We start from the raw sequence: 25,652 nt of genomic DNA, 5'->3' as shown, positions 1-25,652 counted from the left end.
GGAAGGGCGGGGCTCGGTCAAGGTCGGGGCGGCGGGATCAGGTCGGGTCCAGGCCGTGGCTGCGGAGCCAGGGGAGCGGGTCGATGGCCGCGCCGCCCGCCGGGCGGACCTCGAAGTGGAGGTGGGGGCCCGTGGAGTTGCCGGAGTTGCCGGAATAGGCGATGGGGTGGCCTGCCTTGACCGACGTGCCGGAGGGTACGCGGTAACTGGAGAGGTGGCAGTACCAGGTCTCCGTGCCGTCCTTGGCCGTCAGGACCAGCATGTTGCCGTAGGCGCTGTTCCACTTGGTCGTGACGACGCCGTCGGTCGCGGCCATCACGGTGGTGCCGTACGACACGGGGAAGTCGATGCCGGTGTGGACGGACATCCAGTTCACGCCAGCCTGCCCGAACTGCGCGCTGAGCCCCTTCTGGAACACCGGGATGGCGAACTTGGGGCGGAGTCTCTCCTTGAGCGCGGCCTCGGCGGCGGCCTTCTTCTTCTCCAGCGCCTGCTGCGCCTTGAGGTCGATGCGCTCCTGGGTCCGGCTCACCCGGTCGGTGAAGTCGTCGGCCCCGGCGGACAGGGTCCGCAGCTGGGTGTCGAGCTTGCTGTTGGCGACGGACGGCTGCACCGCGTGCGCGTCGGCCGCGGAGGCGGCGGCCTCCTGCGCCCCACCGGTCAGATCGCCGACCGAGGCGGCCGCGATCCCGGCCACCCCCATCACACAGGCCGAGGGGACGGCGACGGTCAGCAGCGCGGAACGCTTGGCCGGTGTCCGGCGGCGGGAGCGGGCCGCGGCGCGGGAACCGGCCCGCGGCGCGGGGACGACCTCCTCCTGGTCGTCCAGGAGGGCGGGCACGACGGGGAGTTCACCCGTACCGGTCGACTCGTCCTCCGCGTCGGGGTGTTCGCCGTACTCGTGGTCGGCGTACTCCGCGTACGCGGCGTCGTCCCCGTACGGGTCGTGGGTGACCTGGTCGAAGGTGGCCGTCGCCTGCTGGTCGAACGGCTCCTCGGCCCGCTGGTGCTCCGGGGCGGTGCCGTCGGTGTTCCACTGGGTGGCGTCGTAGGCGCCGGTGTCGAAGGTCTGGGTGCCCCAGTCCCACTGCTGGGCGGGGTCCGGGGCGATCTGCTGCCCGTACGGCGACCAGGCGCCGGTGTCCTCCGGGGTGCCCTGCGCGGGGACGGTCCAGGCGGTGGTGTCGTAGGCGCCCGTGTCGTAGCCGGTGTGCTGCTGGGTCGCGTAGGGGTCGTGGGCGAGGTGTCCGCCATCGCCGGTGCCCCAGTGCGTCGTGTCGTACGCGCCGGTGGTGTGCGGGCCGGCCGGATAGCCGCCGAGGTGCGGGTCGGCCGCGTAGGCCGCCTCGGCCACCGGGAGACCGGTGGTGTCGTAACCGCCGTACGTGGTGAGGTCGTCGTACGGGACTTCCGGTGCTCCGTACGGCGCGTAGTGCGCGTGGGAGGCGTCGGAAGCCGGAGCCGGGGTCATGGTCCCCGACGGGTGACGGTCGTTCACCAACTTCTCTTTCGCCTCGACAACAGGGGCTGCCAGAGCAGTGCGGCGACTGTACCCGGCGGTATGCGGGCGCGACAATCTTCCGCTGGTTTCATGTGGACGGGAAACGGGCATTCGGCCGTGTTTCGGGGTTCGCGGGACGCGAGTTTGGCCCTGTGTTCGAGGAGTGTTCGAGCACCTGTGACGCTGTGTCATCCCTGAGGAAGCTGTGGCAGGGCTGTCAGCCACTTCGTGTACCAAGTGTGGAAGTCGCGGTCCGTGGGGGTGAAGCCGCCCCAGTCGGGGTCGAGGAGCCAGATCTCCCCGGCGCGCGGACCGTTCAGGACGAGCCGGAAGTACATTCCGCAGCCCGCCTCCGCCAGCAGCAGGGTGCCCCGCGTCAGCGTGTCGGCGTCGGTGCCGAGGCGGCCGGGCGCGGGCTCGGTCAGCGGGAACGGCGAGGCCAGGCGTCCGGGGAGCCGGTCCCGCGCCCACTCGTCGTCCACCGCCCAGTCGTCGGCGGCCTCGGGGCGTGGGGTGATCAGCGGCAGCAGACCGTGGGCCGGACCGGCGGGGCCGTCGCCCACCTCGGCGACGAAGGAGCGGTACGGCGGGGGTAGTTCGATGCCGTGGCTGGTCTCGAAGGCGCGGATCTCCGGCTCCGGCAGCGGGGGCCGCAGATCGTAACGGTGTGTATCCGCCCCGAAACGCTCCCTGGCGCGGTCGTGCGCCGCGGCCTCCCGTAGGCGTGCCGTCACCGCGGTCCGGTCCCAGGTCGTCATGGGGTCGAATCTAACGAGGTCGGGCGACCTGTTGTGGGCGGGATTCTCAGGCGACCGTGAGGCCGCCACCCTCCTGCCGCCTCATGGCGGACTCGGAGTCGAGTGCCTCCCGTATGCCCGCCGCCACGGTGGGGTGGACCGGCAGGGCGAGGTGGCCGATGCCGCTCACCCGGATGTTGTGCGCCTCCAGGTCGGGGTGGTCGACGCAGGCCGCCTCCAGCGGGGCCATCACGGAGTCCAGGTCGCTCCAGAAGCTCACGAACCGCGTACGGCAGCCCGGCGCCGGACGGGCCAGCTCCTCGATCACCGGCGAGTCGGGGCGCATCTGCCGCACGATCGGGTGCGCGCTGGCCAGCGGAATGGCGCGGGTCCCGGAGTGCGGGGTGCCCAGAGTGACCACGGTGCGCACCCGGACGTCACCGCCCAGACACTGCGCGTAGTAGCGGGCGATCAGGCCGCCCAGGCTGTGCCCCACGATGTCCACCTGGGCGCTGCCGGTGCGCTCGCAGATCTCCTCCACATGCCTGCCCAGCAGCTCGGCCGCCGTGCGGATGTCGCAGGTCAGCGGGGAGTAGTTCAGCGACTCCACCCGCTGCCTGCCGTGCTGGGCGAGGCTGCGGCGCAGCAGGACGAACACCGAGCGGTTGTCGATGAAGCCGTGCAGCAGCACGACCGGCGGCCCGGTCGGGACGGGGAGCCTCGCCGTGCCCGCGGGCACCGGAAGGTCGGCCTGGCGGCGCTCCTGGGTGAGGCCGGTCGGGTACAGCAGCATGTGACCGGCCAGGATCGCGGCCTCGAGGGCGGTGGCCTTGACCAGCGTCACGGACTCCAGCGCGGTGGCCTTCACCAGCGTCGCGGACACGGAGGCCAGTCTGCCGGGCCACAGACGCCTGCAGATCGGGAGGAAGAGTGGCAATACCCCGGTGACCTTCATTGGCCGACCTCCTGTCGGCACGCGGGGGGCGGCTCTGTCCCCCGCGTGCCCTCATGTCCCACCATGTGATTTCCCCCTCGCCGCGTCCCGTGAAACAGTCCGCTGCGCGATGCTGGGGATAACGTTCGTTCACTTTCGACAGGTGGCGGAACGTGCCAGGTGTGCGGTACTTGTCGGTACGGGACTGGAAGCGGCCGCTTCCGCGGTCCCTTGACGGTGTCCCTTGATGGAGGCAGTGATGGGTGTGGCAGCCGGTCCGATCCGTGTGGTGGTGGCCAAGCCGGGGCTCGACGGCCACGATCGCGGGGCCAAGGTCATCGCCCGCGCGCTGCGCGACGCGGGCATGGAGGTCATCTACACCGGCCTGCACCAGACGCCGGAGCAGATCGTCGCCACGGCGATCCAGGAGGACGCCGACGCGATCGGCCTGTCCATCCTCTCGGGCGCCCACAACACGCTCTTCGCGGCGGTCATCGACCTCCTCAAGGAGCGCGACGCCGCCGACATCCTGGTCTTCGGCGGCGGCATCATCCCGGAGGAGGACATCCCGCCGCTGCGCGAGAAGGGTGTCGCCCAGATCTTCACGCCCGGCGCGACCACCACCTCCATCGTGGAGTGGGTGCGGAAGAACGCGCGTCAGCCTGCCGCCTCCGGCTGAGCGCGCTTCAGGCCCCGTCGGCCGGGGCCAGCTCGCCCGCCATCGCCGCGCGTAGCCGCAGGGTGGTGGCCAGCCGCTGGAACGCCTCCGCCCAGTAGCCCCCGGCGCCGGGGGAGGCGTCCGCCCGCTCGTCCGGCACGGCCAGCAGGCTGTCCAGCCGGGCCGTCTCCGCCGGGTCGAGGCAGCGCTCGGCCAGGCCCATCACCCCGCTGAAGCTCCACGGGTAACTGCCCGCCTCCCGCGCGATGTCGAGGGCGTCCACGACCGCGCGGCCCAGCGGTGCCGTCCAGGGCAGCGCGCACACCCCGAGCAGCTGGAACGCCTCCGAAAGGCCGTGCCCGGCTATGAACCCGGCCACCCACGCGGCCCGTTCACCCGCCTCCAGCGCCGCCAGCAGCTTGGCCCGGTCCGCGAGGGACACCGCGCCGGGGCCGCCCGCCTCCGGCGCCGAAGGCGAGCCCAGCAGTGCCCGTGCCCACCGGGCGTCCCGCTGGCGTACGGCCGCCCGGCACCAGGCGGCGTGCAGTTCGGCCTGCCAGCCGTCCGTCACGGGCAGCGCCACGATCTGTTCCGGCGTGCGCCCGCCGAGCCGGTCCGGCCAGGTGCCGAGCGGTGCCGCCTCCACGAGCTGGCCCAGCCACCAGGACCGTTCACCCCGGCCCGTCGGGGGCCTGGCGGTCACGCCGTCGCGCTCCATGTCCGGGTCGCAGGCGGCGGGCGCCTCCACGACGATCGCGGCCGCAGTGCCGGTGTGGTCCAGGGCCACGCAGGTCGCGGCCCGCTTCGCCATCCGCGCGGCGAGCGCCGATCCGGGCAGCGTGGACAGCAGTTCGGCCGCCGTGGCCCGGACATTGCGGCTGCGGTCGGCGAGCGCCTGCTCCAGGAAGGGCTCGTCGTCGGCCGCCAGGCCCGCCCGCAGCGAGTCCAGGAACATCAGCCGGTCCTCGGCCCGCTCCTGCGCCCAGGTCCCCGCGAGCAACTCCCGCGCGGCGGAGGGGGTTCGAGTGCGAAGGGCAGTCAGCAGGGCGACCCGTTCCGCGAAGAGTCCCTCCTGCCACAGCCGTCGTACTCCCGCTTCGTCCTCGGCGCCGGGCAGCGCCGAGGTGCCGCCTGAGGCCGCTCGCTGGGCGAACCGCCAGTCCGGGTTCAGTCGGGCCAGCCACAGGGCCCGCGCCCCCGCGAACTCCAGCGCGGCCGGGCGGAGATCGGTACGGGCGCGGGCCGCGTCCAGCAGGGCGGGCACCATCTGCGGGGGTGCCGCGTACCCCTGGGCGTTGGCCGCCGCCAGCCACTGGGGGAGGAGTTCGGTGAGGTCAGGGGCGCTGCCGCGACGACCGCCGGCTCCGCCGGGGCGGTCGGCCAGGAGCAGTGTGAGCCGGTGGGCCGCGGCGGGCGGGAGCGCGGGGCGGGTGTCTTCGGGGGCCGGGTCCGGCCGGGTGCCCACAGGTCCGGGGCGCAGCCCGGCCCGCCGCTGTACGGCCGCCGTCGCGGCGGCGTCCAGCAGGGCGGCCGGGGCCTCACGCCCGGCGGGGTCGGCGGGCAGGGCGCGGCGGTCGGTGCCGAGCAGGGCGGTGGTGAGGAGGTCGTCCCAGGTGGGCGCGGTCACGGGGGTCCCTTCCAGGCGGGTCTTCGGGGCGGGCGGGGTGTTCAGCACAGGGTCACCGGCTCGGCCGTCCCTTCCGGCCACGCCGTCAGGGGCGTGAATCCTCGGTGGCCGCACTCGCCGAACACCTTGAGCGGTGTCCCCCCGGCCAGGGCGACCAGGCGCCACAGGCCCGGACGGGTCAGGAACGACGGGGTCAGCGGCAGGGCGGTGTCCGCGTCGGCGTCGGCCAGGTGCCAGGAGCCGGTGGCATCGTCGGGGACGGGTATGACCGCGTCCAGGGTGACCGGCACCGACTCCAGCCAGGGGTCTTCGCGGAGCGCCTCGCTGTAGGAGGTCAGCGCCCGGGTGGTGGTGACGCCGGGCGGGCGGGCGGCGGCGGGGGCCGCCGGGGCGTGCCGCTCGCCGAGCGCGGCCCGCAGCCCCGCGCCGGGGTGGTCGGACAGGTCCGCGTCCAGGGACAGGCCGACCGGGAGGGAGAGTTCGGGCGCGCGGCCCGCCGCTCCGAAGGAGAGGAGCAGCCGGGTGCGGCCCGAGGCCGCGCCGTGCAGCCAGACGCGGCGGGTGGTCAGCTTGCCGTCGGCCGTGTCGTACTGCGCGAGCACCTGCCAGTGGTCGCGCACCGGTGGCCCGTCCGCCGAGGTGGGCAGGCCGAGGCGGGTGCGGACCGTGGCCGCGAGGGCGTCCGGGAGCCGGTCACGGTGCAGCCAGCCCTGGTCGAGCAGGTGGAGCAGGGCGCACTCCTCCAGCAGCCGGGCCGGCCAGCCCGCACCGGACGCCGGTATGGCACCCAACTCCCGCACTCGCGAGGCGAGTCCGGGGGCCTGGGCGTCGACCATGCGGGCCGCCGTCTCCTCCCACAGCCCGTACCCCGCCCGCTCGGCCGAGGCCAGGCCGTCGCGGAGCAGGTCGGCGAGGCGGCGCTCCAGCTCGGTGGCGCCCGCGGTGACCCGTTGGTCCCGCCGCTCCGCACGTCGGCGCGCTGCCTCGGGATCGGCGGCCGAATTCGCCTTGTCCCGCTCCCTCTTGACCTCCGCCCGCCCGCGTCTGCCCGTGAGCCACTGCTCGGCCCAGTCCGGCACCGTGTCCGAGACGGGCACCGCGCCCTCGTCCCCCGCCCGGAGCAGCAGCAGCCCCAGCGCGTGCTTGCAGGGGAACTTCCGGCTCGGACAAGTGCACTTGTACGCGGGCTCGGCCGGGTCCGACAGGTCCACCACCGTCTGGTACGGCTTGCTGCCGCTCCCCTTGCACAGACCCCACACCGCCCCCTCCTGGCCGCTGCCCGCACCGGACCACGGCCCCGCCACACCCAGTTTGCTTCCCGCTTTGCGCGACGACGCGTCAGGCGCCAGAGCAAGCACCTGTTCCGCAGTCGGGCGCACCCCCTGCTGAGTCATGCCAACGACGTTAGAACCCCCCACTGACAATCGGTCACGGGCGGGCTTATCCACAGGTCGGAGCGATTGTCAGTGGGGTGCTGCATGGTGGATGCCAGATGACCCACGGCCGAGCTGGAGGGGGCCTCAGCCATGACTGTGTCCACAGAACCCACGAACGTCGAACCGATCCCGGACCGGGCGCCGCAGACGTTGCGACCGCATGCCGAAGACGCCTTCGCGGCCGAACTCACCGCGCTGGCCGCGCAGGACGACCGGCCGCGCCCGGAGCGCTGGAAGCTGTCGCCGTGGGCGGTCGCCACCTATCTCCTCGGCGGCACCCTGCCGGACGGCACCGTGATCACACCCAAGTACGTGGGCCCGCGCCGCATCGTCGAGGTGGCCGTCACCACGCTGGCCACCGACCGCGCCCTGCTCCTGCTCGGCGTGCCCGGCACCGCCAAGACCTGGGTGTCCGAGCACCTGGCGGCTGCCGTCAGCGGCGACTCCACCCTTCTCGTGCAGGGCACCGCGGGCACCCCGGAGGAGGCGATCCGGTACGGCTGGAACTACGCCCGCCTGCTCGCCCACGGCCCCAGTCGTGAGGCTCTCGTGCCCAGTCCCGTCATGCGGGCCATGGCCGAGGGCATGACGGCGCGGGTCGAGGAGCTGACCCGGATACCGGCCGATGTGCAGGACACGCTGATCACCATCCTGTCCGAGAAGACCCTGCCGATCCCGGAGCTGGGCGAGGAGGTGCAGGCCGTGCGGGGCTTCAACCTCATCGCCACCGCCAACGACCGCGACCGGGGTGTCAACGACCTGTCCAGCGCGCTGCGCCGCCGCTTCAACACGGTGGTGCTGCCGCTGCCGGAGAGCGCCGACGCCGAGGTCGACATCGTCAGCCGCCGCGTCGACCAGCTGGGCCGCTCGCTCGACCTGCCCGAGGCGCCCGAGGGCCTGGCCGAGATCCGCCGTGTCGTCACCGTCTTCCGCGAGCTGCGCGACGGCGTGACCACCGACGGCCGGACGAAGCTGAAGTCGCCGAGCGGCACCCTGTCCACGGCGGAGGCCATCTCCGTCGTCACCAACGGCCTCGCCCTGGCCGCCCACTTCGGCGACGGCGTGCTGCGCGCCGGGGACGTCGCCGCGGGCATCCTCGGTGCCGTGGTCCGTGACCCGGCCGCCGACCGGGTCGTCTGGCAGGAGTACCTGGAGACGGTCGTGCGCGAGCGCGACGGATGGACCGACTTCTACCGGGCCTGCCGGGAGGTGAGCGCGTGAGCGGGTCCCCGCCCCCGGCCGGGGCGTTCGAGGCGGGCCCGCTGCTGCTGGGCGTCCGGCACCACGGGCCGGGCTCCGCGCGGGCGGTGCGGGCCGCGCTGGACGCCGCCTCGCCCGCCGTCGTCCTCATCGAGGGCCCGCCCGAGGCCGATCCGCTGATCCCGCTGGCCGCCGACCCCGGCCTGCGTCCGCCGGTCGCGCTGCTCGCCCACGCCGTGGACGAGCCCGGCCGCTCGGCGTTCTGGCCGCTGGCCGAGTTCAGCCCCGAGTGGGTGGCGATCCGGTGGGCCGTCGAGCACGGGGTCCCGGCCCGCTTCATCGACCTGCCCGCCGCACACTCGCTGGCCCGGGAGGAGGAAACGGGCGACGGCGACGAGGAGGAAGAGGCCGAGCACGCCCGCGTGGACCCGCTCGCCGCCCTCGCCGAGGCGGCCGGGTACGACGACCCCGAGCGCTGGTGGGAGGACGCCGTCGAGCACCGGGGTCCGGGCCGGGACGAGCCGTTCGCGCCGTTCGCCGCGCTGGAGGACGCCATGGGCGCCCTGCGGGAGCGGTACGGCGACGGCGGCCGCCCGCGCGACCTGGTGCGCGAGGCGTACATGCGGCTCCAGATCCGCGCCGCCCGCAAGGAGTTCGGGGACGAGGTGGCCGTGGTCTGCGGCGCCTGGCATGTGCCTGCCCTCCGCGCGAAGGCGACGGTCACCGCCGACCGGGCACTTCTCAAGGGCCTGCCCAAGGTCAAGGCCGACCTCACCTGGGTGCCCTGGACCCACCGCAGGCTGGCCCGGTCCAGCGGCTACGGCGCCGGGATCGACTCACCGGGCTGGTACGCCCACCTGTTCGGCGCGCCGGACCGGCCGGTGGAGCGGTGGCTCACCAAGGTTGCCGGACTGCTGCGCGCGGAGGACCGGATCGTGTCCTCTGCCCATGTCATCGAGGCGGTCCGGCTGGCCGACACCCTCGCGGTGATGCGCGGCCGCCCGCTGCCGGGCCTCACCGAGACCACGGACGCCGTCCGCGCGGTGCTGTGCGAGGGCTCGGACGTCCCGCTGTCCCTGGTGTACGACCGGCTGGTGGTCGGGGACGTGCTCGGCGAGGTCCCGGAGTCCGCGCCCGCGGTGCCGTTGCAGCGGGACCTGGCCCGGGAGCAGCGCCGGCTGCGGCTCAAGCCGGAGGCGCTGGAGCGCGAGCTGGAGCTGGACCTTCGCAAGGACACCGACGCCGCGCGCGGCAGGCTGCTGCACCGGCTGCGGCTGCTCGGCGTCGGCTGGGGCGAACCGGCCCGCTCGCGCGGGAGCACGGGCACCTTCCGGGAGACCTGGCGGCTGCGCTGGGAGCCGGAGCTGTCGGTACGCATCGCCGAGGCCGGGGTGTGGGGCACCACGGTGCTGGGCGCGGCGACCGCCAAGGCGGAGGCCGACGCGATCGGTGCGCGGGCGCTGGCCGACGTGACCGCGCTGGCCGAGCAGTGCCTGCTCGCCGGGCTGCCGGACGCGCTGCCCGTGGTGATGCGGGTGCTCGCCGACCGCGCGGCCCTCGACGCCGACGTGAGCCACCTCGCGCAGGCGCTCCCCGCCCTGGTCCGCTCGCTGCGCTACGGCGACGTACGCGGCACCGACACCGGGGCCCTCGCCGACGTCGCGGCCGCCCTCGCGGAGCGCGTCTTCATCGGGCTCCCGCCCGCCTGCACCACCCTGGACACCGACGCCGCCCAGGAGATGCGGGGCCATGTCGACGCCGTGCACGGTGCGGTCGGCCTGCTGTCCGAGACGCTCACCGGGCGGGACGACCTCCGGCCCCGCTGGCGGGCCGTGCTGCGCACCCTGTCCCAGCGGGACACCGTGCCCGGTCTCCTCCGGGGCCGGGCGGTGCGGCTGCTGCTGGACGACGGGGTGCTGGAGGCCGAGGACGTGGCCCGGCTGATGGGGCTGGCGCTGTCGCCGGGGACTGCCCCCGGTGACGCGGCCGCGTGGGTCGAGGGGCTCGTCGGAGGCGGCGGGGGAGGGCTGCTGCTGGTGCACGACGAGCGGCTGCTCGCCCTGGTCGACGCCTGGCTGACCTCCGTATCCGCCGACGCGTTCACCGACGTGCTGCCGCTGCTGCGCCGCACCTTCTCGGCGTACGAGCCCGGTGTGCGCAGGACGCTCGGCGAGCTGGTCCGACGCGGTCCGGGCGGCGGCACCGGGGCCACGGCCCACCCGTCGACCTCGCCCGGCTTCGCGCCGGAACCCGATGCCGGACGCGCGGCCGCCGTGCTGCCGGTGCTGCGCCTGCTGCTCGGCCTGACACCGGAGCAGCGGCCATCGATGGACGACGACCTCGCGGGGGTGGGGACATGACGAACGGGACGACACAACTCGACGCCGACGCCGAGCGGCTGCGCAGATGGCGGCTGGTGCTCGGCGGCGACCAGGCGGACGGCACCGGAGTCGCGCTGTCCGGCCGGGACGCGGCGATGGACGGCACCCTGACCGCGCTGTACGGCCGGGGCGACAAGGCGGGCAAGAGCCCGGCCGGGCGGGAGCGTTCGGCGGGGCTCGGCGGTTCGGCGCCCTCCGTGGCGCGCTGGCTCGGGGATATCCGCACCTACTTCCCCTCCTCCGTCGTGCAGGTCATGCAGCGCGACGCCATCGACCGGCTCGGGCTGGCCGCGCTGCTGCTGGAGCCGGAGATGCTGGAGGCGGTGGAGGCCGACGTCCACCTGGTCGGCACCCTGCTCTCGCTGAACAAGGCGATGCCGGAGACCACCAAGGAGACCGCGCGGGCGGTCGTCCGCAAGGTGGTGGACGACCTGGAGAAGCGGCTGGCTACCCGCACCCGGGCCACCCTCACCAGCGCCCTCGACCGCAGCGCCCGCGTCAGCAGGCCGCGCCACCACGACATCGACTGGAACCGCACCATCGCGGCCAACCTCAAGCACTATCTGCCGGAGTACCGGACGATCGTGCCGGAGCGGCTCATCGGGTACGGGCGGGCCGCGCGGTCGGTGAAGAAGGAGGTGATCCTCTGCATCGACCAGTCCGGCTCGATGGCGGCGTCCGTGGTCTACGCGTCGGTGTTCGGGGCGGTGCTCGCCTCGATGCGGTCGATCAGCACCCGCATGGTCGTCTTCGACACTGCCGTCGTCGACCTCACCGACCAGCTCGACGACCCGGTGGACGTCCTCTTCGGCACCCAGCTCGGCGGCGGCACCGACATCAACCGGGCGCTCGCCTACTGCCAGTCGAAGATCACCCGGCCCGCCGAGACGGTGGTCGTGCTGATCAGCGACCTCTACGAGGGCGGCATCCGGGACGAGATGCTGAAGCGGGTCGCGGCGATGAAGGCGTCCGGCGTGCAGTTCGTGACCCTGCTCGCGCTCTCCGACGAGGGGGCGCCCGCCTACGACCGGGAGCACGCGGCCGCGCTGGCCGCCCTCGGGGCCCCCGCGTTCGCCTGCACCCCGGACCTGTTCCCGGAGGTGATGGCCGCCGCGATCGAGAAGCGCCCGCTGCCCATACCGGACACCGCGTGACAAGGCGGATGGGGTCACCGGCCGAACAAACGAACCCCAAGAGGCACGGCGTGTCAGGGAAAACGGCATCATGTGACAGGTATCACCGCTCGGGTGTGACTCGCGATTTAGGGCCCCCCGGCAAGCAGGGATAACCTGCGAGACGGACATGCCGCGCGCTCGGACACCGTGTGCGCACCCCTTGTGACAAGCGGACGTCACGTTGCCCTTCGCGGCACGCCCACGCATCCAACGACCGCGAGATCACTGATAGGGACGGAAGCGCGTGGACCTGTTCGAGTACCAGGCGAGGGACCTCTTCGCCAAGCACGATGTACCGGTGCTGGCCGGTGAAGTCATCGACACGCCTGAGGCGGCGCGCGAGATCACCGAGCGTCTGGGCGGCAAGTCCGTCGTCAAGGCGCAGGTGAAGGTCGGTGGTCGTGGCAAGGCCGGCGGCGTCAAGCTCGCCGCCACCCCGGACGAGGCCGTCGCCCGCGCGACGGACATCCTCGGCATGGACATCAAGGGCCACACGGTCCACAAGGTGATGATCGCCGAGACCGCTCCGGAGATCGTGGAGGAGTACTACGTCTCCTTCCTCCTCGACCGTGCCAACCGCACCTTCCTCTCCATCGCCTCCGTCGAGGGCGGCATGGAGATCGAGGAGGTGGCGGCCACCCGCCCCGAGGCCGTCGCCAAGACGCCGATCGACGCCATCGACGGCGTGGACGAGGCCAAGGCCCGCGAGATCGTCGAGGCCGCCAAGTTCCCGGCCGAGGTCGCGGACAAGGTCGTCAACGTCCTGATCAAGCTGTGGGACACCTTCATCAAGTCGGACGCCCTCCTCGTCGAGGTCAACCCGCTGGCGAAGGTCGCCTCCGGCGAGGTCCTGGCGCTGGACGGCAAGGTGTCGCTCGACGAGAACGCCGAGTTCCGTCACCCCGAGTACGAAGAGCTGCACGACAAGGAAGCGGCCAACCCGCTCGAGGCCGCCGCCAAGGCGAAGGGCCTCAACTACGTCAAGCTCGACGGCGAGGTCGGCATCATCGGCAACGGCGCGGGTCTCGTCATGAGCACCCTGGACGTCGTCGCGTACGCCGGTGAGCAGCACGGCAACGTGAAGCCCGCCAACTTCCTGGACATCGGTGGCGGCGCCTCCGCCCAGGTCATGGCGAACGGCCTGGAGATCATCCTGGGCGACCCGGACGTCAAGTCCGTGTTCGTCAACGTCTTCGGCGGCATCACCGCCTGCGACGAGGTCGCCAACGGCATCGTCCAGGCGCTGCAGCTCCTCGAGGAGCGCGGCGAGAAGGTCGAGAAGCCGCTCGTCGTCCGCCTCGACGGCAACAACGCCGAGCTGGGCCGCAAGATCCTCACCGACGCCGACCACCCGCTGGTCCAGCGCGTCGACACCATGGACGGCGCGGCCGCGAAGGCCGCCGAGCTGGCCCACGCCGCAAAGTAAGCACTCAGGACGAGGACACGTACACACCATGGCTATCTGGCTCAACAAGGACAGCAAGGTCATCGTCCAGGGCATGACCGGCGCCACCGGCATGAAGCACACCAAGCTCATGCTGGGTGACGGCACCGAGGTCGTGGGCGGCGTCAACCCGCGCAAGGCGGGTCAGACCGTGGACTTCGACGGCACCGAGGTACCCGTCTTCGGGACCGTCAAGGAGGCCATCGAGAAGACCGGCGCCAACGTCTCCGTCATCTTCGTGCCGGAGAAGTTCACCAAGGACGCCGTCGTCGAGGCGATCGACGCCGAGATCCCCCTGGCCGTCGTGATCACCGAGGGCATCGCCGTGCACGACACGGCCGCCTTCTGGGCCTACGCGGGCAAGAAGGGCAACAAGACCCGGATCATCGGCCCGAACTGCCCCGGCATCATCACGCCGGGCCAGTCCAACGTCGGCATCATCCCGGGCGACATTACCAAGCCGGGCCGCATCGGCCTGGTCTCGAAGTCCGGCACGCTGACGTACCAGATGATGTACGAGCTGCGTGACCTGGGCTTCTCGACCGCCGTCGGCATCGGTGGCGACCCGATCATCGGCACCACGCACATCGACGCCCTGGCCGCGTTCCAGGACGACCCCGACACCGACCTGATCGTGATGATCGGTGAGATCGGTGGCGACGCCGAGGAGCGCGCGGCCGCGTTCATCAAGGACAACGTGACCAAGCCGGTCGTCGGCTACGTCGCGGGCTTCACCGCGCCCGAGGGCAAGACGATGGGCCACGCCGGCGCGATCGTCTCCGGTTCGTCCGGCACCGCCCAGGCGAAGAAGGAGGCCCTCGAGGCCGCGGGCGTCAAGGTCGGCAAGACGCCGACCGAGACGGCCAAGCTGGCGCGGGAGATCCTGAGCGCCTGACGCTCAAGCTCCTAGGGCAGCACACCGGCGGGCCCGTCCCCTTCGTGGGGGCGGGCCCGCCGCTGTTTTCGGACACGGCGTCAGCCGGGGGACGGCGCCAGCCGTTCCGGGCCGTTGCCGGACTCCGCGCGCAGTTTGGCGCGCAGGGTCTGCTCGGTCTTCGAGAGCGGGCCGAGGGCGGGCGCCGGGGGCACGCCGTGCACGGCCTGGGCGGGGGCGATGGGCGCCTCGTAGTGCGTGGGCGCCGTGCGCAGGGTGAGGCCGGTGGCGCCGATGATGGCGACGGTGAAGGCGATGGCGGCGCGGGTCCAGAAGACGTTGCGGCGCTCGCCGCCGGTGCGGACGGTGTTCGGGGCGTCGGCGCGGAGCCGTTCCGTGGCGGCGAGTTCGGTCAGGCGCCGGTGCAGGGCGGCCGGGTCGGCCAGCTCCGGGACCTGTGCGGCGACGGCCTCCCGGGCGCGGGTCAGCCGGTTCGCCGCCGCCGGGGTGCTCGCCTCCGTCTCGGCCGCCGTCTCGGGCAGGTCGAGGCCGACGCCGTCGTACAGCACGAGGGTGCGGCGGTAGGAGGGCGGGAGCCGGAGCAGCGCCTGCAGCAGGGCGCGCGCGGAGGGGTCGGCGGGCGGGGGCTCGGGGGTGCGGTGGCGGGGGCGGAAGCCGTGCCAGGGGGAGAGGGCGTACTCGTACGCCGTCGCCCGGACCCAGCCGCCGGGGTCCCGGTCGCGGGCCACCTCGGGCCAGCGCTGCCAGGCCGCCTGGAACGCCCGCTCCACCGCCTCGCGGGCCAACTCCCGCCGCCCGGTGAGCAGATAGGTCTGCCGTACCAGGGCGGGGGCGCAGAACGCGTACAGCGCGTCGAACGCCTGATCAGGGGTCAGGGAGGGTGCGGTACTTCGGGTCACGGCTCACCCCTCTGTGTGAAAAGGCACATAAACACATATTGGGCGACACTTCCGGGGTTCGCCTGTTACGCGGGGAAAGCGCGTGTCGTTGGGAGCATGGCGGGCGTGATGCAGCTGACACTCCGTCGCATGTCGTCGTCCCTGCGGTCCCGGATGCGCGACCGTTCACCCGGCCTCGGGCCCGCGCTGGCGGGCGGAGCGCTCGCGGCCGGGCTCGGGCTCGGCGCGTGCGCGGCGCTGGTGATGGTGCTGTGGGTCAGTTCGCCCTACCCGGACAGCGGGCCCGGCGGCGCGCTGCATGTCGCGGGCGCGCTGTGGCTGCTGGCCCACGGGGTCGAACTCGTCCGCGCCGACACGCTCTCCGGGGCGCCCCAGCCGGTCGGGCTGACCCCGCTGCTGCTGCTCGCCCTGCCCGTGTGGCTGGTGTATCGGGCGGCGCGGGACGCCACGGACGCGTCCGACGAACCCGACGGCCCGCCGCCGGTTCCCGCGCGCACGGCGTGGACGGGTGTCGTCCTCGGCTACCTCGCCGTGGCTGCCGCGGCCACGCTGTACGCCTACGGGGGTGAACCCCGCCCCGAGTGGCTCTGGGTGACGGTCTGTCTGCCGCTGCTCGTCGGCGGCGCCGCGGGGGTCGGTGTCTGGACGGGCCGCGGACGGCCGAACCCGCCCCTGTCGTCCCGCCTGCCGCACTGGGTACGCGTGGACGCGCTCGGTACGGCGGCCCGCGCGGCCGGAGCGGCCACGGCCGTGCTCACCGGGGGCGGGGCCCTGCTGCTCGGCGCATCCCTGGTCTGGCACGGGGACACCGCCCGGCTGGCCTTCACCCAGCTGACGGAGGGCTGGACCGGACGGTTCACGGTGCTGCTGCTCACCCTCACGCTGATCCCCAACGCGGCGGTGTGGTCGGCCTCCTACGCCCTCGGCCCCGGCTTCGCGCTCGGCGCCGGGCACATGGTGCACCCCCTCGCCTCGGACCCGGCCCCGCTGCTGCCCCCGTTCCCGCTGCTCGCGGCCGTGCCCGACGCGGGCCCCGGCACCCCGCTGAACTGGGCGGTCGCCCTGGTGCCGATCGCGGCCGGGGTGACCGCGGGCTGGTTCGTGGCGTCGGCGGCCGTGACCCCGGCCCGGCCGTGGCTGCACTGGTCGGCGTGGCGGAGCATGGGCGTACTGGCACTCGCCGCCCTGGTCGGCGCCGTCGCCCTCACCCTGCTCGCCGAGCTGTCCGGCGGGCCCCTGGGCGGCTCCGCCCTCTCCCGCTTCGGCCCCTACGGCCGGCAGACCGGCCCGGCGGCCGCGCTCTGGCTCCTCCTCCTGGGCACTCCGGTGACCCTCGCGGCCCGAGCCTGGCGCCTGCACACCCTCCGCAGCACGGGCGTGCTGCCACCCCGAAGGCATCGCCCCGCGCGGAAGCCGACCCCTGCGAAGGCGTCCCGGGCGGCGCAGACTCCGAGCCCCGCCGAGCCCACGCCGGAGCCCGAGAAGGACGAGCTGTACGACTTCCTGGAGTCGGACCCCCGCGACACCGACGACCCGCCCCCGCCGCGCACCCCGAAGACCCCGGAGGCGGAACCGGCCGGCACCTTGCCGCAGCAATCCCCCGATGCCCCCGAGGCGGCACCCCGCGACTCCGGGCCCGCCGAGGCCCTGACCCCGTCCGGAACCCCGGAAGCCCCCGAGGACACCCCGGACCCCGCCGGCTGAGCCCGGCCGGGCAGCCTACGAGTTCGCCGACCCCAGCACGCCCCGCAGGTGCTCCGGCAGCATCTGGTCGCAGGACTGCTTCGACTGCTGGGTCAGGGCGTCGTTCACGCACGTGTAGTAGTCGCGGTAGACCAGCTGGACGGTGAAGACCGCGCCGACCAGGACGAGGGCGAGGGCGGCGGTGACCATCCCGGCGATCGCCGCCGTGGTCTGGGGGCGGACGCCCTGGGGAGCGGCGGGCTCGTCGGGGGCGGGGGTGCGGGGCTTGGCCCGCAGGGAGCTGCCGCCCCAGTAGAGGGCGAGGGCGCCCAGCAGGAGGGAGACGTACGGCCAGCCGAGGAGGACGAAGAAGACGGCCCACATGCCGGACAGCAGCGCGTACCGCGCGCGGCGCTGGGCCGGGTCGGTGGGGTCCCAGCGCTGCTTGCTCCGGCCACCGCCGCCCTGGCCCTCCGGGCCCGCGCCGGGGCGCTCGCCGAAGCCGCCGGGGGCGCGGCCGGGCTGGCGGTCGCTCCACTGGCTGCCCCAGCGGGCGTCCCCGGAGCCCTGCCGGCCCTCGTGACCTTCGTGGCCCTCGGGGTGACGCGGGCGCCACGGCTGGTCGGGGCGGTCCTCGGGCGGGGGCGCGTACGGATTGTCGTCCTTGCGGTCACCGCCCCGGTCGTCGTCGCCGCGGCCGCCGGGCGGCGCCTGGGGCGGCGAGGTCGGCCGCTCCCGCAGCAGGAAACCGCCACGCTCGCCCTCCTGGCCGGGCAGCGGCGGGAACGTGAGGAGTCGCGGGCTGCGATCGGGCATCAAAGGAGCGTCTTCCCCTAGGTGAATCAAAGTCCGACGTGAGCTGTCATCCCGTGAACGCGCCGCACGGCGACCGCGTTCCCGAGCCGGCTCCCCCCGAACGCTACCTTCCGGCCACGCACCCGTCCCGTGGGGGCCGTCCGGAGTGCCGGTATCGTTGCTGGCGGCCGGGCGCTTCGTAGACTTCCCCGTATGGCGGGACGCGAAGCATTCGTAGAACCCTACAAAGAGCCCTGCGAACGCCGGCCGGACACATCGCCGTCCCGAGAAAGGGCCCCATCGTGGCCGCCACCTCCGCCGGTCCAGCGGTCCGGCGACTCGTCGTGCTGGTCTCCGGTTCCGGCACCAACCTCCAGGCCCTGCTGGACGAGATCGAGCGCGTCGGAGCCGAGGCGTACGGCGCGCGGATCGTCGCCGTGGGGGCCGACCGTGACGGCATCGAGGGGCTGGCCCGCGCCGAGCGCGCCGGGCTGCCTACCTTCGTGTGCCGGGTGAAGGACCACGCGACCCGCGAGGAGTGGGACGCGGCCCTCGCCGGGGCGGTCGCCGCCCACGAACCGGACCTGGTGATCTCGGCCGGGTTCATGAAGATCGTCGGCAAGGAGTTCCTGGCCAGGTTCGGCGGGCGGTTCGTCAACACCCACCCGGCCCTGCTGCCGAGCTTTCCGGGGGCCCACGGCGTACGGGACGCGCTCGCGTACGGCGCCAAGGTCACCGGCTGCACCGTCCACTTCGTCGACGACGGCGTCGACACCGGGCCGGTCATCGCGCAGGGCGCGGTGGAGATCCGGGACGAGGACGACGAGAGCGCGCTGCACGAGCGCATCAAGGACGTCGAGCGAAGGCTGCTCGTCGAGGTCGTGGGGCGGCTCGCCCGCAACGGCCATCGCATTGAGGGACGAAAGGTAGTTATCCCGTGACCGCCACCGCCGAGAGCACCAAGCGGCCCATTCGCCGGGCGCTCGTCAGCGTCTACGACAAGACCGGCCTGGAAGACCTCGCGCGCGGGCTGCACGAGGCCGGGGTGGAGCTGGTCTCCACCGGCTCCACCGCGGCCCGTATCGCCGCCGCGGGCGTCCCTGTCACGAAGGTCGAGGAGCTGACAGGCTTCCCCGAGTGCCTGGACGGCCGGGTCAAGACCCTGCACCCCAAGGTGCACGCGGGCATCCTCGCCGACCTGCGTCTGGACAGCCACCGCGCGCAGCTGGACGAGCTGGGCGTCACGCCGTTCGACCTGGTCGTGGTCAACCTGTACCCGTTCCGGGAGACCGTCGCCTCCGGCGCCTCGCCCGACGAGTGCGTGGAGCAGATCGACATCGGCGGCCCGTCCATGGTCCGCGCCGCCGCGAAGAACCACCCCTCGGTCGCCGTGGTCACCAGCCCCGAGCGGTACGCCGACGTCCTCGCCGCGGCGCAGGAGGGCGGCTTCGACCTCGCCGCCCGCAAGCGGCTCGCCGCCGAGGCGTTCCGGCACACCGCCGCCTACGACGTGGCCGTGGCCGACTGGTTCGCCACCGAGTACGCCCCGGTGGACGACTCCCCGTTCCCCGACTTCCTCGGCGGCACCTGGGACCGCGCGCACACCCTGCGCTACGGCGAGAACCCGCACCAGCCCGCCGCGCTGTACGTCGAGCCGGGCGCGAACGGCCTCGCGCAGGCGGAACAGCTGCACGGCAAGGAGATGTCGTACAACAACTACACGGACACGGACGCCGCCCGCCGTGCCGCGTACGACCACGACGAGCCCTGTGTGGCGATCATCAAGCACGCCAACCCGTGCGGCATCGCGGTCGGCGCGGACGTGGCCGAGGCGCACCGCAAGGCGCACGCCTGCGACCCGCTGTCCGCGTTCGGCGGGGTCATCGCGGTGAACCGGCCGGTCAGCAAGGAGCTGGCCGAGCAGGTCGCGGAGATCTTCACCGAGGTCATCGTGGCGCCGGACTACGAGGAGGGCGCGCTGGAGGCCCTCGCCCGGAAGAAGAACATCCGGGTGCTGAAGGCGCCGCAGGGTCCGGCCGCCACCGTCGAGATCAAGCCGGTCGACGGCGGGGTGCTGGTCCAGGAGGCCGACCGGCTCCAGGCCGACGGCGACGACCCGGCCAACTGGACGCTGGCCAGCGGTGACGCGCTCTCCGAGGCCGAGCTGGCCGAGCTGGCGTTCGCCTGGCGGGCGTGCCGTGCGGTGAAGTCCAACGCCATCCTGCTCGCCAAGGACGGCGCCTCGGTCGGCGTCGGCATGGGCCAGGTCAACCGCGTCGACTCCTGCAAGCTGGCGGTCGAGCGGGCGGGCGAGGAGCGGGCGCGGGGTGCCTTCGCCGCCTCCGACGCGTTCTTCCCCTTCCCCGACGGGCCGCAGATCCTGATCGACGCCGGGGTGCGCGCCATCGTGCAGCCGGGCGGCTCGATCCGGGACGAGCAGGTCGTGGAGGCCGCCAAGGAGGCGGGCGTGACGATGTACTTCACGGGCACGCGGCACTTCTTCCACTGAGCAGGCACATGCCGAGGGCCGTGCCGCACCCGATCCGGGTGGGACACGGCCCTCGGCCGTACGCGGGTCAGTTCTTGTGCACGACCACGGTGCCCGCGGCCTTGTCGTGCCAGCCCTGCAGCCGTCCCGAGTTGTCCCAGAACGGGGACACGTAGACGAGGATCTGGCCGAGGCCGCAGCTGACGTAGCCCGCGGCGGTCGGGATGATCCAGCGGACGAAGGACTTGAGCAGACCGGGCTTCTGGCCGGTGTCGACGCGCAGGACGCGGATGCCGACGGCCAGCTTGCCCAGGGTCGCGCCGACCAGGCCGACCATCAGCCACTCGTACAGCAGGGTCGCTATGCCGAACATGAGCGCGATCGGGACGATCTTGCTCATCATCCCCGAGCTGGCGTCGTTCATGCAGGTCTCGTACGTCGTCGAGGCCGGGTCGCAGTCCTGGGCCGAGCTGGCGAAGCTCGCGATGCCGCCGCCCACCACGATGAGGTAGACCACGAACATGATCGCGAAGTCGATCGAGCGGGCGCCGAAGCGGCGGCCCATCGACGCCTGGCGCGGGCCGGGGCCGCCCGGCTGGCCGAAGCCCGGCTGCTGCGGGTATCCGTAACCGGGCTGCTGCGGGTAGCCGTACCCCTGGGGCGGGGCGCCGTCGCCCTGCGGGTAGCCGTACTGCGGGGGGACGCCCTGCGGGGCCTGCGGGTAGCCGGGGTGCTGCGGCTGGCCGTAGTTCTGCTGGGGGTCCTGGGGCTGACCGTAGGGGTTCTGGGGCGAGCCGAAACTCATGGCTGGTTTCCTCCGTTGGACCTGCGGGAACGACGCGGACAGCACGGAGGAACGTCAAGATCTGAGCGGTTTGCCCCCCACCGGACCGCGATGTATGCGCCGATCATCGTTGTGGAGCCGCAACTCCTTGTCCAGCCGCATTCCCGATGTGTTGTGCAAGTGCAACATCAACGATCATCGCCGGACATCTGGGACGCGACGGTGGCGGAGCCCACGCGGACCGGATTGGAACCGGGGGCCGGTCATCCGCGAGGATGGGGGCATGACCGCCCAGATTCTCGATGGCAAGGCCACCGCAGCAGCGATCAAGTCCGATCTGACCGCCCGCGTGGCGGCGCTGAAGGAGAAGGGAATCACGCCCGGCCTCGGTACCGTCCTGGTCGGTGAGGACCCCGGTAGCCAGAAGTACGTCGCGGGCAAGCACCGCGACTGCGCCCAGGTCGGCATCGCCTCCATCCAGCGCGAGCTGCCCGCGACGGCCACGCAGGAGGAGATCGAGGCGGTCGTCCGCGAGCTGAACGAGGACCCCGACTGCACCGGTTACATCGTCCAGCTCCCGCTGCCCAAGGGCATCGACGAGAACCGCATCCTGGAGCTGATGGACCCGGAGAAGGACGCCGACGGCCTCCACCCGATGAACCTCGGCCGCCTGGTCCTCAACGAGCCCGCCCCGCTGCCCTGCACCCCGAACGGCGTCCTCACCCTGCTGCGTCAGTACGGCGTGGAGACCAAGGGCGCCGAGGTCGTGGTCGTCGGCCGTGGCGTGACCATCGGGCGCTCGATGCCGCTGCTGCTCACCCGGCGCAGCGAGAACGCCACCGTCACCCAGTGCCACACCGGCACCCGTGACCTCGCCTACCACCTCAAGCGGGCCGACATCGTCGTCTCGGCCGCCGGTGCCCCGCACCTGATCCGCGCCGAGGACATCAAGCCGGGCGCGGCCGTGCTGGACGTCGGTGTCTCCCGCAACGCCGAGGGCAAGATCGTCGGCGATGTCCACCCGGACGTCGCCGAGGTCGCCGGGTGGATCTCCCCGAACCCCGGTGGCGTGGGCCCGATGACCCGCGCCCAGCTGCTGGTGAACGTCGTGGAGGCGGCGGAGCGCCGTGTCGGCTGAGGATTCCGGGGAGCCGCAGGTGGCGGAGGATTCCGGGGAGCCGCAGGTGCGGGACGCGATCAGCGCGCCCGACGCGCAGGGGCGCACCAGGCGCATGACCCGGCGCTTCCCGCTGTTCACCAAGGACACCGCGCGCCCCGAGGGCGGCGGCCGGGCCGCGGCCGGTGACGCCCCGGCGCCCGCGCGGCAGTGGCCCATCCTCGTCGTGCTCTCCTCGGCCGGTCTCGGCCTGCTGCTGATCGCGCTCGACGTGACCCGGGTCGGCCTGCTGCTGATCGGCGCCGCGCTGCTGGTGGGCGGCGTCCTGCGCTGGACGCTCCCCGGCGTCGGCATGCTGGCCGTCCGCTCCCGGTTCACGGACATCGTCACCTACGGGGTGCTGGGCCTCGCCATCGTGCTGCTGGCCTTGATGGCGCAGCCCCAGCCGCTGCTGCAACTCCCGTTCCTGAAGGACACCTTGCACTTCACGGTGGCCAACTAGGGCTCTGCACAAGGCCGGTGGCTCGCCCCCACCCCCGATCGGGGGCGAGTCACCGGGACTTCACCCTGGCGGCCGTCGTGTGCGCCGGGCAACGCCTGTCCGTGCGCTGTGGCACGGAGGTGACCGTTCCGCCACCGTGTCCGTGCCCTGCCACAACGTGCCTCGACCGGCGCCGGAACAGGGGCAGTTGGCCGGATTCGCCGCGAAGGTGCCCCTCCCTCGGGCATCGTGGAGCGGGGGCGGTGGCGTGACGCGGGGAGGCGTCGCGGTGCCGCAAGGGGAGTGACCAGGGGGGAGCCATGGCTCGTTGGAAAGCGCTGCCGGACGATCTCGATCCGCAGATCGGGGAGTTCACCGGACAGCTGCGACGCCTTGTGGACCAGGGGGGTCTGAGCGTCGCCGCGCTGGCCGACCGCACCGGGTACAGCAAGACGTCCTGGGAGCGGTATCTGAACGGGCGGCTGCTCGCGCCCAAGGGGGCGGTCGTCGCGCTCGCCGAGGTCACCGGGACCAGCCCGGTCCACCTCACCACCATGTGGGAGCTGGCCGAACGGGCCTGGAGCCGCGCGGAGATGCGGCACGACCGCACCATGGAGCAGATCCGGATCACCCAGGCCCGCGCCGAGCTGGGCGACTTCGGCGGGGCGCGGGCCGAGGCGGAGGCGGCGGGCGGCGTCCGGACCGCACCCGCGGGGACGGGCACGGCCGGTGCTCCGCCGGTGATCCCGACCCGGCCGAGCGCGGGGGAGGGGGACGCGCGGGACGCCGTGCCTCCGCGCCCGGTGACCGGCGAGCCCCGTGCGGGCAGGCGCAGGGTGCTGCTCTTCCTCGCGGGCGCCGTCGCCGCGGTCGTCGTCATCGGCGGCGTCGTCCTGCTCACCGGCCGGGGTGGTGGGGGCGAGAAACCGGACGCGGTCAGGTCCCCCGCGCCGTCCGCCACGAGCGCCGCCGATCTGCCGCCCGGTGTGCGGTGCGTGGGCTCCGGCTGCACCGGCAAGGACGCCGAGGCCATGGGGTGCGGCGGCGACCTGGTGACCACCGCCCGGACCACTGTCGTCGGCGCCGCCACGCTGGAGGTCCGCTACAGCCGGACCTGCGGCACCGCCTGGGGCCGGATCACCGGCGCCGTCCAGGGCGACCAGGTGCGCGTCACGGCGGGCGGCACGGAGCAGCGGGGCGGCACCGCCGCCGGGGACGACTTCGCGTACACGCCGATGGTCGCCGTGGGCGGTGCGGGCGAGGCGGAGGCGTGCGTGACCCTGGCGTCCGGGCGGACCGGCTGCACGAAGTGAGCGGGCGGCCTTCGGTGGGAGTTTTCCGGCATCGGACGCATGGGACGCCCGGACCGGGGCACGCGAATGAGTACCCCCCCACGGGAGTCCGGCGATCCGGAACCCCCACCGGCGGCCGCCTTCGTCCTCCTCTCCCGGACGGGCGGCCGCCGCCGCCGTTCGGGGCGGCGGGCCCGCGAAGTCGCGCTGTGGGGCGGGCCACAGGGCCCCGGACGTCCGGCATGCCGGATGCGCGATAGCCTGACCGCTGATCTCTCTTGACGCCAAGAGATCGATCATCCGCCCGGGGCAGCGACGCCCCACCGCCAGCTGTCATACGGAGAACGCCATGACCCGCACTCCCGTGAACGTCACCGTCACCGGCGCGGCCGGCCAGATCGGTTACGCCCTGCTCTTCCGCATCGCCTCCGGCCAGCTGCTCGGCGCGGACGTGCCGGTCAACCTCCGCCTCCTGGAGATCACCCCCGCGCTCAAGGCGGCCGAGGGCACGGCCATGGAGCTGGACGACTGCGCGTTCCCGCTGCTGAACGGCATCACCATCACCGACGACCCGAACGTCGCCTTCGACGGCACCAACGTCGCCCTCCTCGTCGGCGCCCGCCCCCGCACCAAGGGCATGGAGCGCGGTGACCTCCTGGAGGCCAACGGCGGCATCTTCAAGCCGCAGGGCAAGGCCATCAACGACAACGCCGCGGACGACATCAAGGTCCTCGTCGTCGGCAACCCGGCCAACACCAACGCGCTCATCGCGCAGGCCGCCGCCCCGGACGTACCGGCCGAGCGCTTCACCGCGATGACCCGCCTCGACCACAACCGCGCGCTGACCCAGCTCGCGAAGAAGACGGGCACCCCGGTCTCCGAGATCAAGCGCCTGACGATCTGGGGCAACCACTCCGCCACCCAGTACCCGGACATCTTCCACGCCACGGTCGCGGGCAAGAACGCCGCCGAGGTCGTGAACGACGAGCAGTGGCTGGCCGACGACTTCATCCCGACCGTCGCCAAGCGCGGTGCCGCGATCATCGAGGCCCGCGGTGCCTCGTCGGCCGCCTCCGCCGCCAACGCCGCCATCGACCACGTCTACACCTGGGTCAACGGCACCGCCGAGGGCGACTGGACCTCGATGGGCATCCCGTCGGACGGCTCCTACGGCGTCCCGGAGGGCCTGATCTCGTCCTTCCCCGTCACCACCAAGGACGGCAAGTACGAGATCGTCCAGGGCCTGGACATCAACGAGTTCTCCCGCGCCCGCATCGACGCCTCGGTGCAGGAGCTCGCGGAGGAGCGCGACGCGGTCCGCGGTCTCGGCCTCATCTGAGCCCCGCACGCGACGAGTGACGGGCCCCCTCCGGTCTTCCGGACGGGGCCCGTTCCCGTGTCCCGACTGCGCCCCGCCTACTCCAGGCCGCGCTTGCCCGGCGCCCAGAACGGCTTGGTCAGCACCGAGCGCCGGTCCCAGCCCGCGTCCCGCAGCACATGCCGTACCGCCTGCACGGTGCGCGCCTCTCCGGCGACGTACGCGATCCCGCCCGGCGCGGGTGCCAGGCGGCCCACCGCCTCGGGCAGCGGGACCTCGCCGCGCAGCACCCAGTCGAGCCGTCCCGAGTGGGACAGCGGGAGCCGGTCGGCCGCCGTCTCCGTCTCGACGCAGCCCGAGACCCGTGCCCCGGCGGGCAGCGCGGCGAGCATCGCGCCGAACGCGACGGACGCCGTCTCGTCCCCGACGAACACATGGTGCGCGGCGTCCGGGCGCAGCGTGAACGAGCCCTCCGGCTTGCCGAGGCGCACCTCGTCGCCGACCGCGGCCTCGCGCGCCCAGCGGGCGCCGGGCCCGTCCCCGGCGTGGTCCAGCACGCACAACTCGACGGCGCCGGACGGCTCGTAGCGCCACACCGAGTAGGTGCGCCGGGTGAGCGTGGTGCCCACCAGGACCCGGACCTGCTGTCCGGGCAGCACGTCGAGCCCGGCCAGCGCGTCGCCCTCGATCCGCAGGCGCCGCATCCGCGCGGTGAACCGTTCCACGGCGGTCACGGTGCCCCGGAGCATCAGCAGATCGAGGACGGGGTTCAGCAGCCCGGGCATGCACGGCTCCTAGAAGTGGACA

22 protein-coding genes are annotated in these 25,652 nt (G+C 73.4%); 13 read left to right on the top strand and 9 right to left on the bottom strand.

Annotated features, from left to right (window positions below; genetic code table 11):
* Positions 1–37: 37 nt before the first annotated feature.
* The 3 genes from ACIPPM_RS16455 to ACIPPM_RS16445 all read right to left on the bottom strand — a co-directional run bounded on the left by ACIPPM_RS16455 (position 38) and on the right by ACIPPM_RS16445 (position 3,193).
* Entirely contained in the window at positions 38–1,498 is a 1,461-nt protein-coding gene (locus ACIPPM_RS16455) for a M23 family metallopeptidase (protein WP_401448012.1), read from the bottom strand.
* 191 nt (positions 1,499–1,689) lie between these two features.
* Positions 1,690–2,259: an SMI1/KNR4 family protein gene (locus tag ACIPPM_RS16450; protein WP_401448010.1), complete on the bottom strand. Its 570-nt coding sequence runs from the start codon at positions 2,257–2,259 to the stop codon at positions 1,690–1,692.
* A gap of 46 nt (positions 2,260–2,305) precedes the next feature.
* The gene (locus tag ACIPPM_RS16445; RefSeq protein ID WP_401448008.1) at positions 2,306–3,193 is read right to left on the bottom strand and encodes an esterase/lipase family protein; all 888 of its coding nucleotides are present in this window, start codon (positions 3,191–3,193) and stop codon (positions 2,306–2,308) included.
* 238 nt (positions 3,194–3,431) lie between these two features.
* Here ACIPPM_RS16445 and ACIPPM_RS16440 point away from each other — a divergent pair, with 238 nt between their 5' ends.
* Positions 3,432–3,851 carry a cobalamin B12-binding domain-containing protein gene (locus ACIPPM_RS16440; RefSeq protein WP_388996678.1) on the top strand — a complete coding sequence of 140 codons (420 nt, stop codon included), beginning with the start codon at positions 3,432–3,434 and terminating at the stop codon, positions 3,849–3,851.
* Positions 3,852–3,858: 7 nt separating this feature from the next.
* Here ACIPPM_RS16440 and ACIPPM_RS16435 read toward each other — a convergent pair whose 3' ends face one another.
* Together ACIPPM_RS16435 and ACIPPM_RS16430 are read right to left on the bottom strand one after the other, a co-directional pair.
* Positions 3,859–5,457: a DUF5691 domain-containing protein gene (locus ACIPPM_RS16435; protein WP_401448005.1), complete on the bottom strand. Its 1,599-nt coding sequence runs from the start codon at positions 5,455–5,457 to the stop codon at positions 3,859–3,861.
* 41 nt (positions 5,458–5,498) lie between these two features.
* Positions 5,499–6,851, bottom strand: coding sequence for an SWIM zinc finger family protein (locus ACIPPM_RS16430; RefSeq protein WP_401448002.1), 1,353 nt, complete (start codon positions 6,849–6,851; stop codon positions 5,499–5,501).
* Between the two features lie 132 nt (positions 6,852–6,983).
* On the opposite strand from ACIPPM_RS16430, the gene ACIPPM_RS16425 reads away from it, so the two are divergent.
* The 5 genes from ACIPPM_RS16425 (at position 6,984) to sucD (ending at position 13,988) form a co-directional block, all read left to right on the top strand.
* Positions 6,984–8,114, top strand: a complete 1,131-nt coding sequence (locus ACIPPM_RS16425) for an AAA family ATPase (protein ID WP_401448000.1) — start codon at positions 6,984–6,986, stop codon at positions 8,112–8,114.
* Positions 8,072–10,453 (top strand): DUF5682 family protein, encoded by a 2,382-nt coding sequence (locus tag ACIPPM_RS16420; RefSeq protein ID WP_401447998.1) that lies wholly within the window; start codon positions 8,072–8,074, stop codon positions 10,451–10,453. Before ACIPPM_RS16425 ends, ACIPPM_RS16420 begins: the two co-directional genes overlap by 43 nt.
* The gene (locus tag ACIPPM_RS16415; RefSeq protein WP_401447995.1) at positions 10,450–11,628 is read left to right on the top strand and encodes a VWA domain-containing protein; all 1,179 of its coding nucleotides are present in this window, start codon (positions 10,450–10,452) and stop codon (positions 11,626–11,628) included. The genes ACIPPM_RS16420 and ACIPPM_RS16415 overlap by 4 nt, the downstream gene beginning before the upstream one ends.
* Positions 11,629–11,893: 265 nt before the next feature.
* Positions 11,894–13,075, top strand: coding sequence for an ADP-forming succinate--CoA ligase subunit beta (gene sucC, locus ACIPPM_RS16410; protein WP_388996661.1), 1,182 nt, complete (start codon positions 11,894–11,896; stop codon positions 13,073–13,075).
* A gap of 28 nt (positions 13,076–13,103) precedes the next feature.
* The gene (gene sucD / locus ACIPPM_RS16405; RefSeq protein ID WP_030811903.1) at positions 13,104–13,988 is read left to right on the top strand and encodes a succinate--CoA ligase subunit alpha; all 885 of its coding nucleotides are present in this window, start codon (positions 13,104–13,106) and stop codon (positions 13,986–13,988) included.
* Positions 13,989–14,068: 80 nt separating this feature from the next.
* Here sucD and ACIPPM_RS16400 read toward each other — a convergent pair whose 3' ends face one another.
* Positions 14,069–14,887, bottom strand: coding sequence for an RNA polymerase sigma factor (locus ACIPPM_RS16400; RefSeq protein WP_401447992.1), 819 nt, complete (start codon positions 14,885–14,887; stop codon positions 14,069–14,071).
* Positions 14,888–14,983: 96 nt separating this feature from the next.
* Here ACIPPM_RS16400 and ACIPPM_RS16395 point away from each other — a divergent pair, with 96 nt between their 5' ends.
* Positions 14,984–16,591, top strand: coding sequence for a DUF6350 family protein (locus ACIPPM_RS16395; protein WP_401447989.1), 1,608 nt, complete (start codon positions 14,984–14,986; stop codon positions 16,589–16,591).
* Positions 16,592–16,606: 15 nt separating this feature from the next.
* Here the strand turns inward: ACIPPM_RS16395 and ACIPPM_RS16390 are convergent, their stop codons facing one another.
* Positions 16,607–17,386, bottom strand: a complete 780-nt coding sequence (locus ACIPPM_RS16390) for a hypothetical protein (protein ID WP_401447986.1) — start codon at positions 17,384–17,386, stop codon at positions 16,607–16,609.
* 281 nt (positions 17,387–17,667) lie between these two features.
* Here ACIPPM_RS16390 and purN point away from each other — a divergent pair, with 281 nt between their 5' ends.
* Entirely contained in the window at positions 17,668–18,306 is a 639-nt protein-coding gene (gene purN / locus ACIPPM_RS16385; protein WP_401447983.1) for a phosphoribosylglycinamide formyltransferase, read from the top strand.
* On the top strand, positions 18,303–19,874 hold the full coding sequence (gene purH, locus ACIPPM_RS16380; protein WP_401447981.1) for a bifunctional phosphoribosylaminoimidazolecarboxamide formyltransferase/IMP cyclohydrolase: 1,572 nt from the start codon (positions 18,303–18,305) through the stop codon (positions 19,872–19,874). The genes purN and purH overlap by 4 nt, the downstream gene beginning before the upstream one ends.
* A 67-nt stretch (positions 19,875–19,941) precedes the next feature.
* Here purH and ACIPPM_RS16375 read toward each other — a convergent pair whose 3' ends face one another.
* Positions 19,942–20,658 carry an RDD family protein gene (locus ACIPPM_RS16375; RefSeq protein WP_393595812.1) on the bottom strand — a complete coding sequence of 239 codons (717 nt, stop codon included), beginning with the start codon at positions 20,656–20,658 and terminating at the stop codon, positions 19,942–19,944.
* A gap of 262 nt (positions 20,659–20,920) precedes the next feature.
* Here ACIPPM_RS16375 and ACIPPM_RS16370 point away from each other — a divergent pair, with 262 nt between their 5' ends.
* The 4 genes from ACIPPM_RS16370 to ACIPPM_RS16355 all read left to right on the top strand — a co-directional run bounded on the left by ACIPPM_RS16370 (position 20,921) and on the right by ACIPPM_RS16355 (position 24,866).
* Entirely contained in the window at positions 20,921–21,775 is an 855-nt protein-coding gene (locus ACIPPM_RS16370) for a bifunctional methylenetetrahydrofolate dehydrogenase/methenyltetrahydrofolate cyclohydrolase (RefSeq protein ID WP_393595810.1), read from the top strand.
* Between the two features lie 19 nt (positions 21,776–21,794).
* On the top strand, positions 21,795–22,256 hold the full coding sequence (locus tag ACIPPM_RS16365; RefSeq protein WP_401447977.1) for a DUF3017 domain-containing protein: 462 nt from the start codon (positions 21,795–21,797) through the stop codon (positions 22,254–22,256).
* A gap of 299 nt (positions 22,257–22,555) precedes the next feature.
* On the top strand, positions 22,556–23,548 hold the full coding sequence (locus ACIPPM_RS16360; protein WP_401447975.1) for a DUF2690 domain-containing protein: 993 nt from the start codon (positions 22,556–22,558) through the stop codon (positions 23,546–23,548).
* 328 nt (positions 23,549–23,876) lie between these two features.
* Positions 23,877–24,866, top strand: a complete 990-nt coding sequence (locus tag ACIPPM_RS16355; RefSeq protein WP_135783754.1) for a malate dehydrogenase — start codon at positions 23,877–23,879, stop codon at positions 24,864–24,866.
* A gap of 77 nt (positions 24,867–24,943) precedes the next feature.
* Here ACIPPM_RS16355 and ACIPPM_RS16350 read toward each other — a convergent pair whose 3' ends face one another.
* Positions 24,944–25,630: a siderophore-interacting protein gene (locus tag ACIPPM_RS16350; RefSeq protein WP_401447972.1), complete on the bottom strand. Its 687-nt coding sequence runs from the start codon at positions 25,628–25,630 to the stop codon at positions 24,944–24,946.
* Positions 25,631–25,652 lie beyond the last annotated feature (22 nt).

The organism is Streptomyces sp. NPDC090119 (assembly GCF_044747085.1).
Taxonomy (GTDB): domain Bacteria; phylum Actinomycetota; class Actinomycetes; order Streptomycetales; family Streptomycetaceae; genus Streptomyces.
Note: the sequence above shows the minus strand (reverse complement) of the source record. Positions and strands in the feature narration are given on the sequence as shown.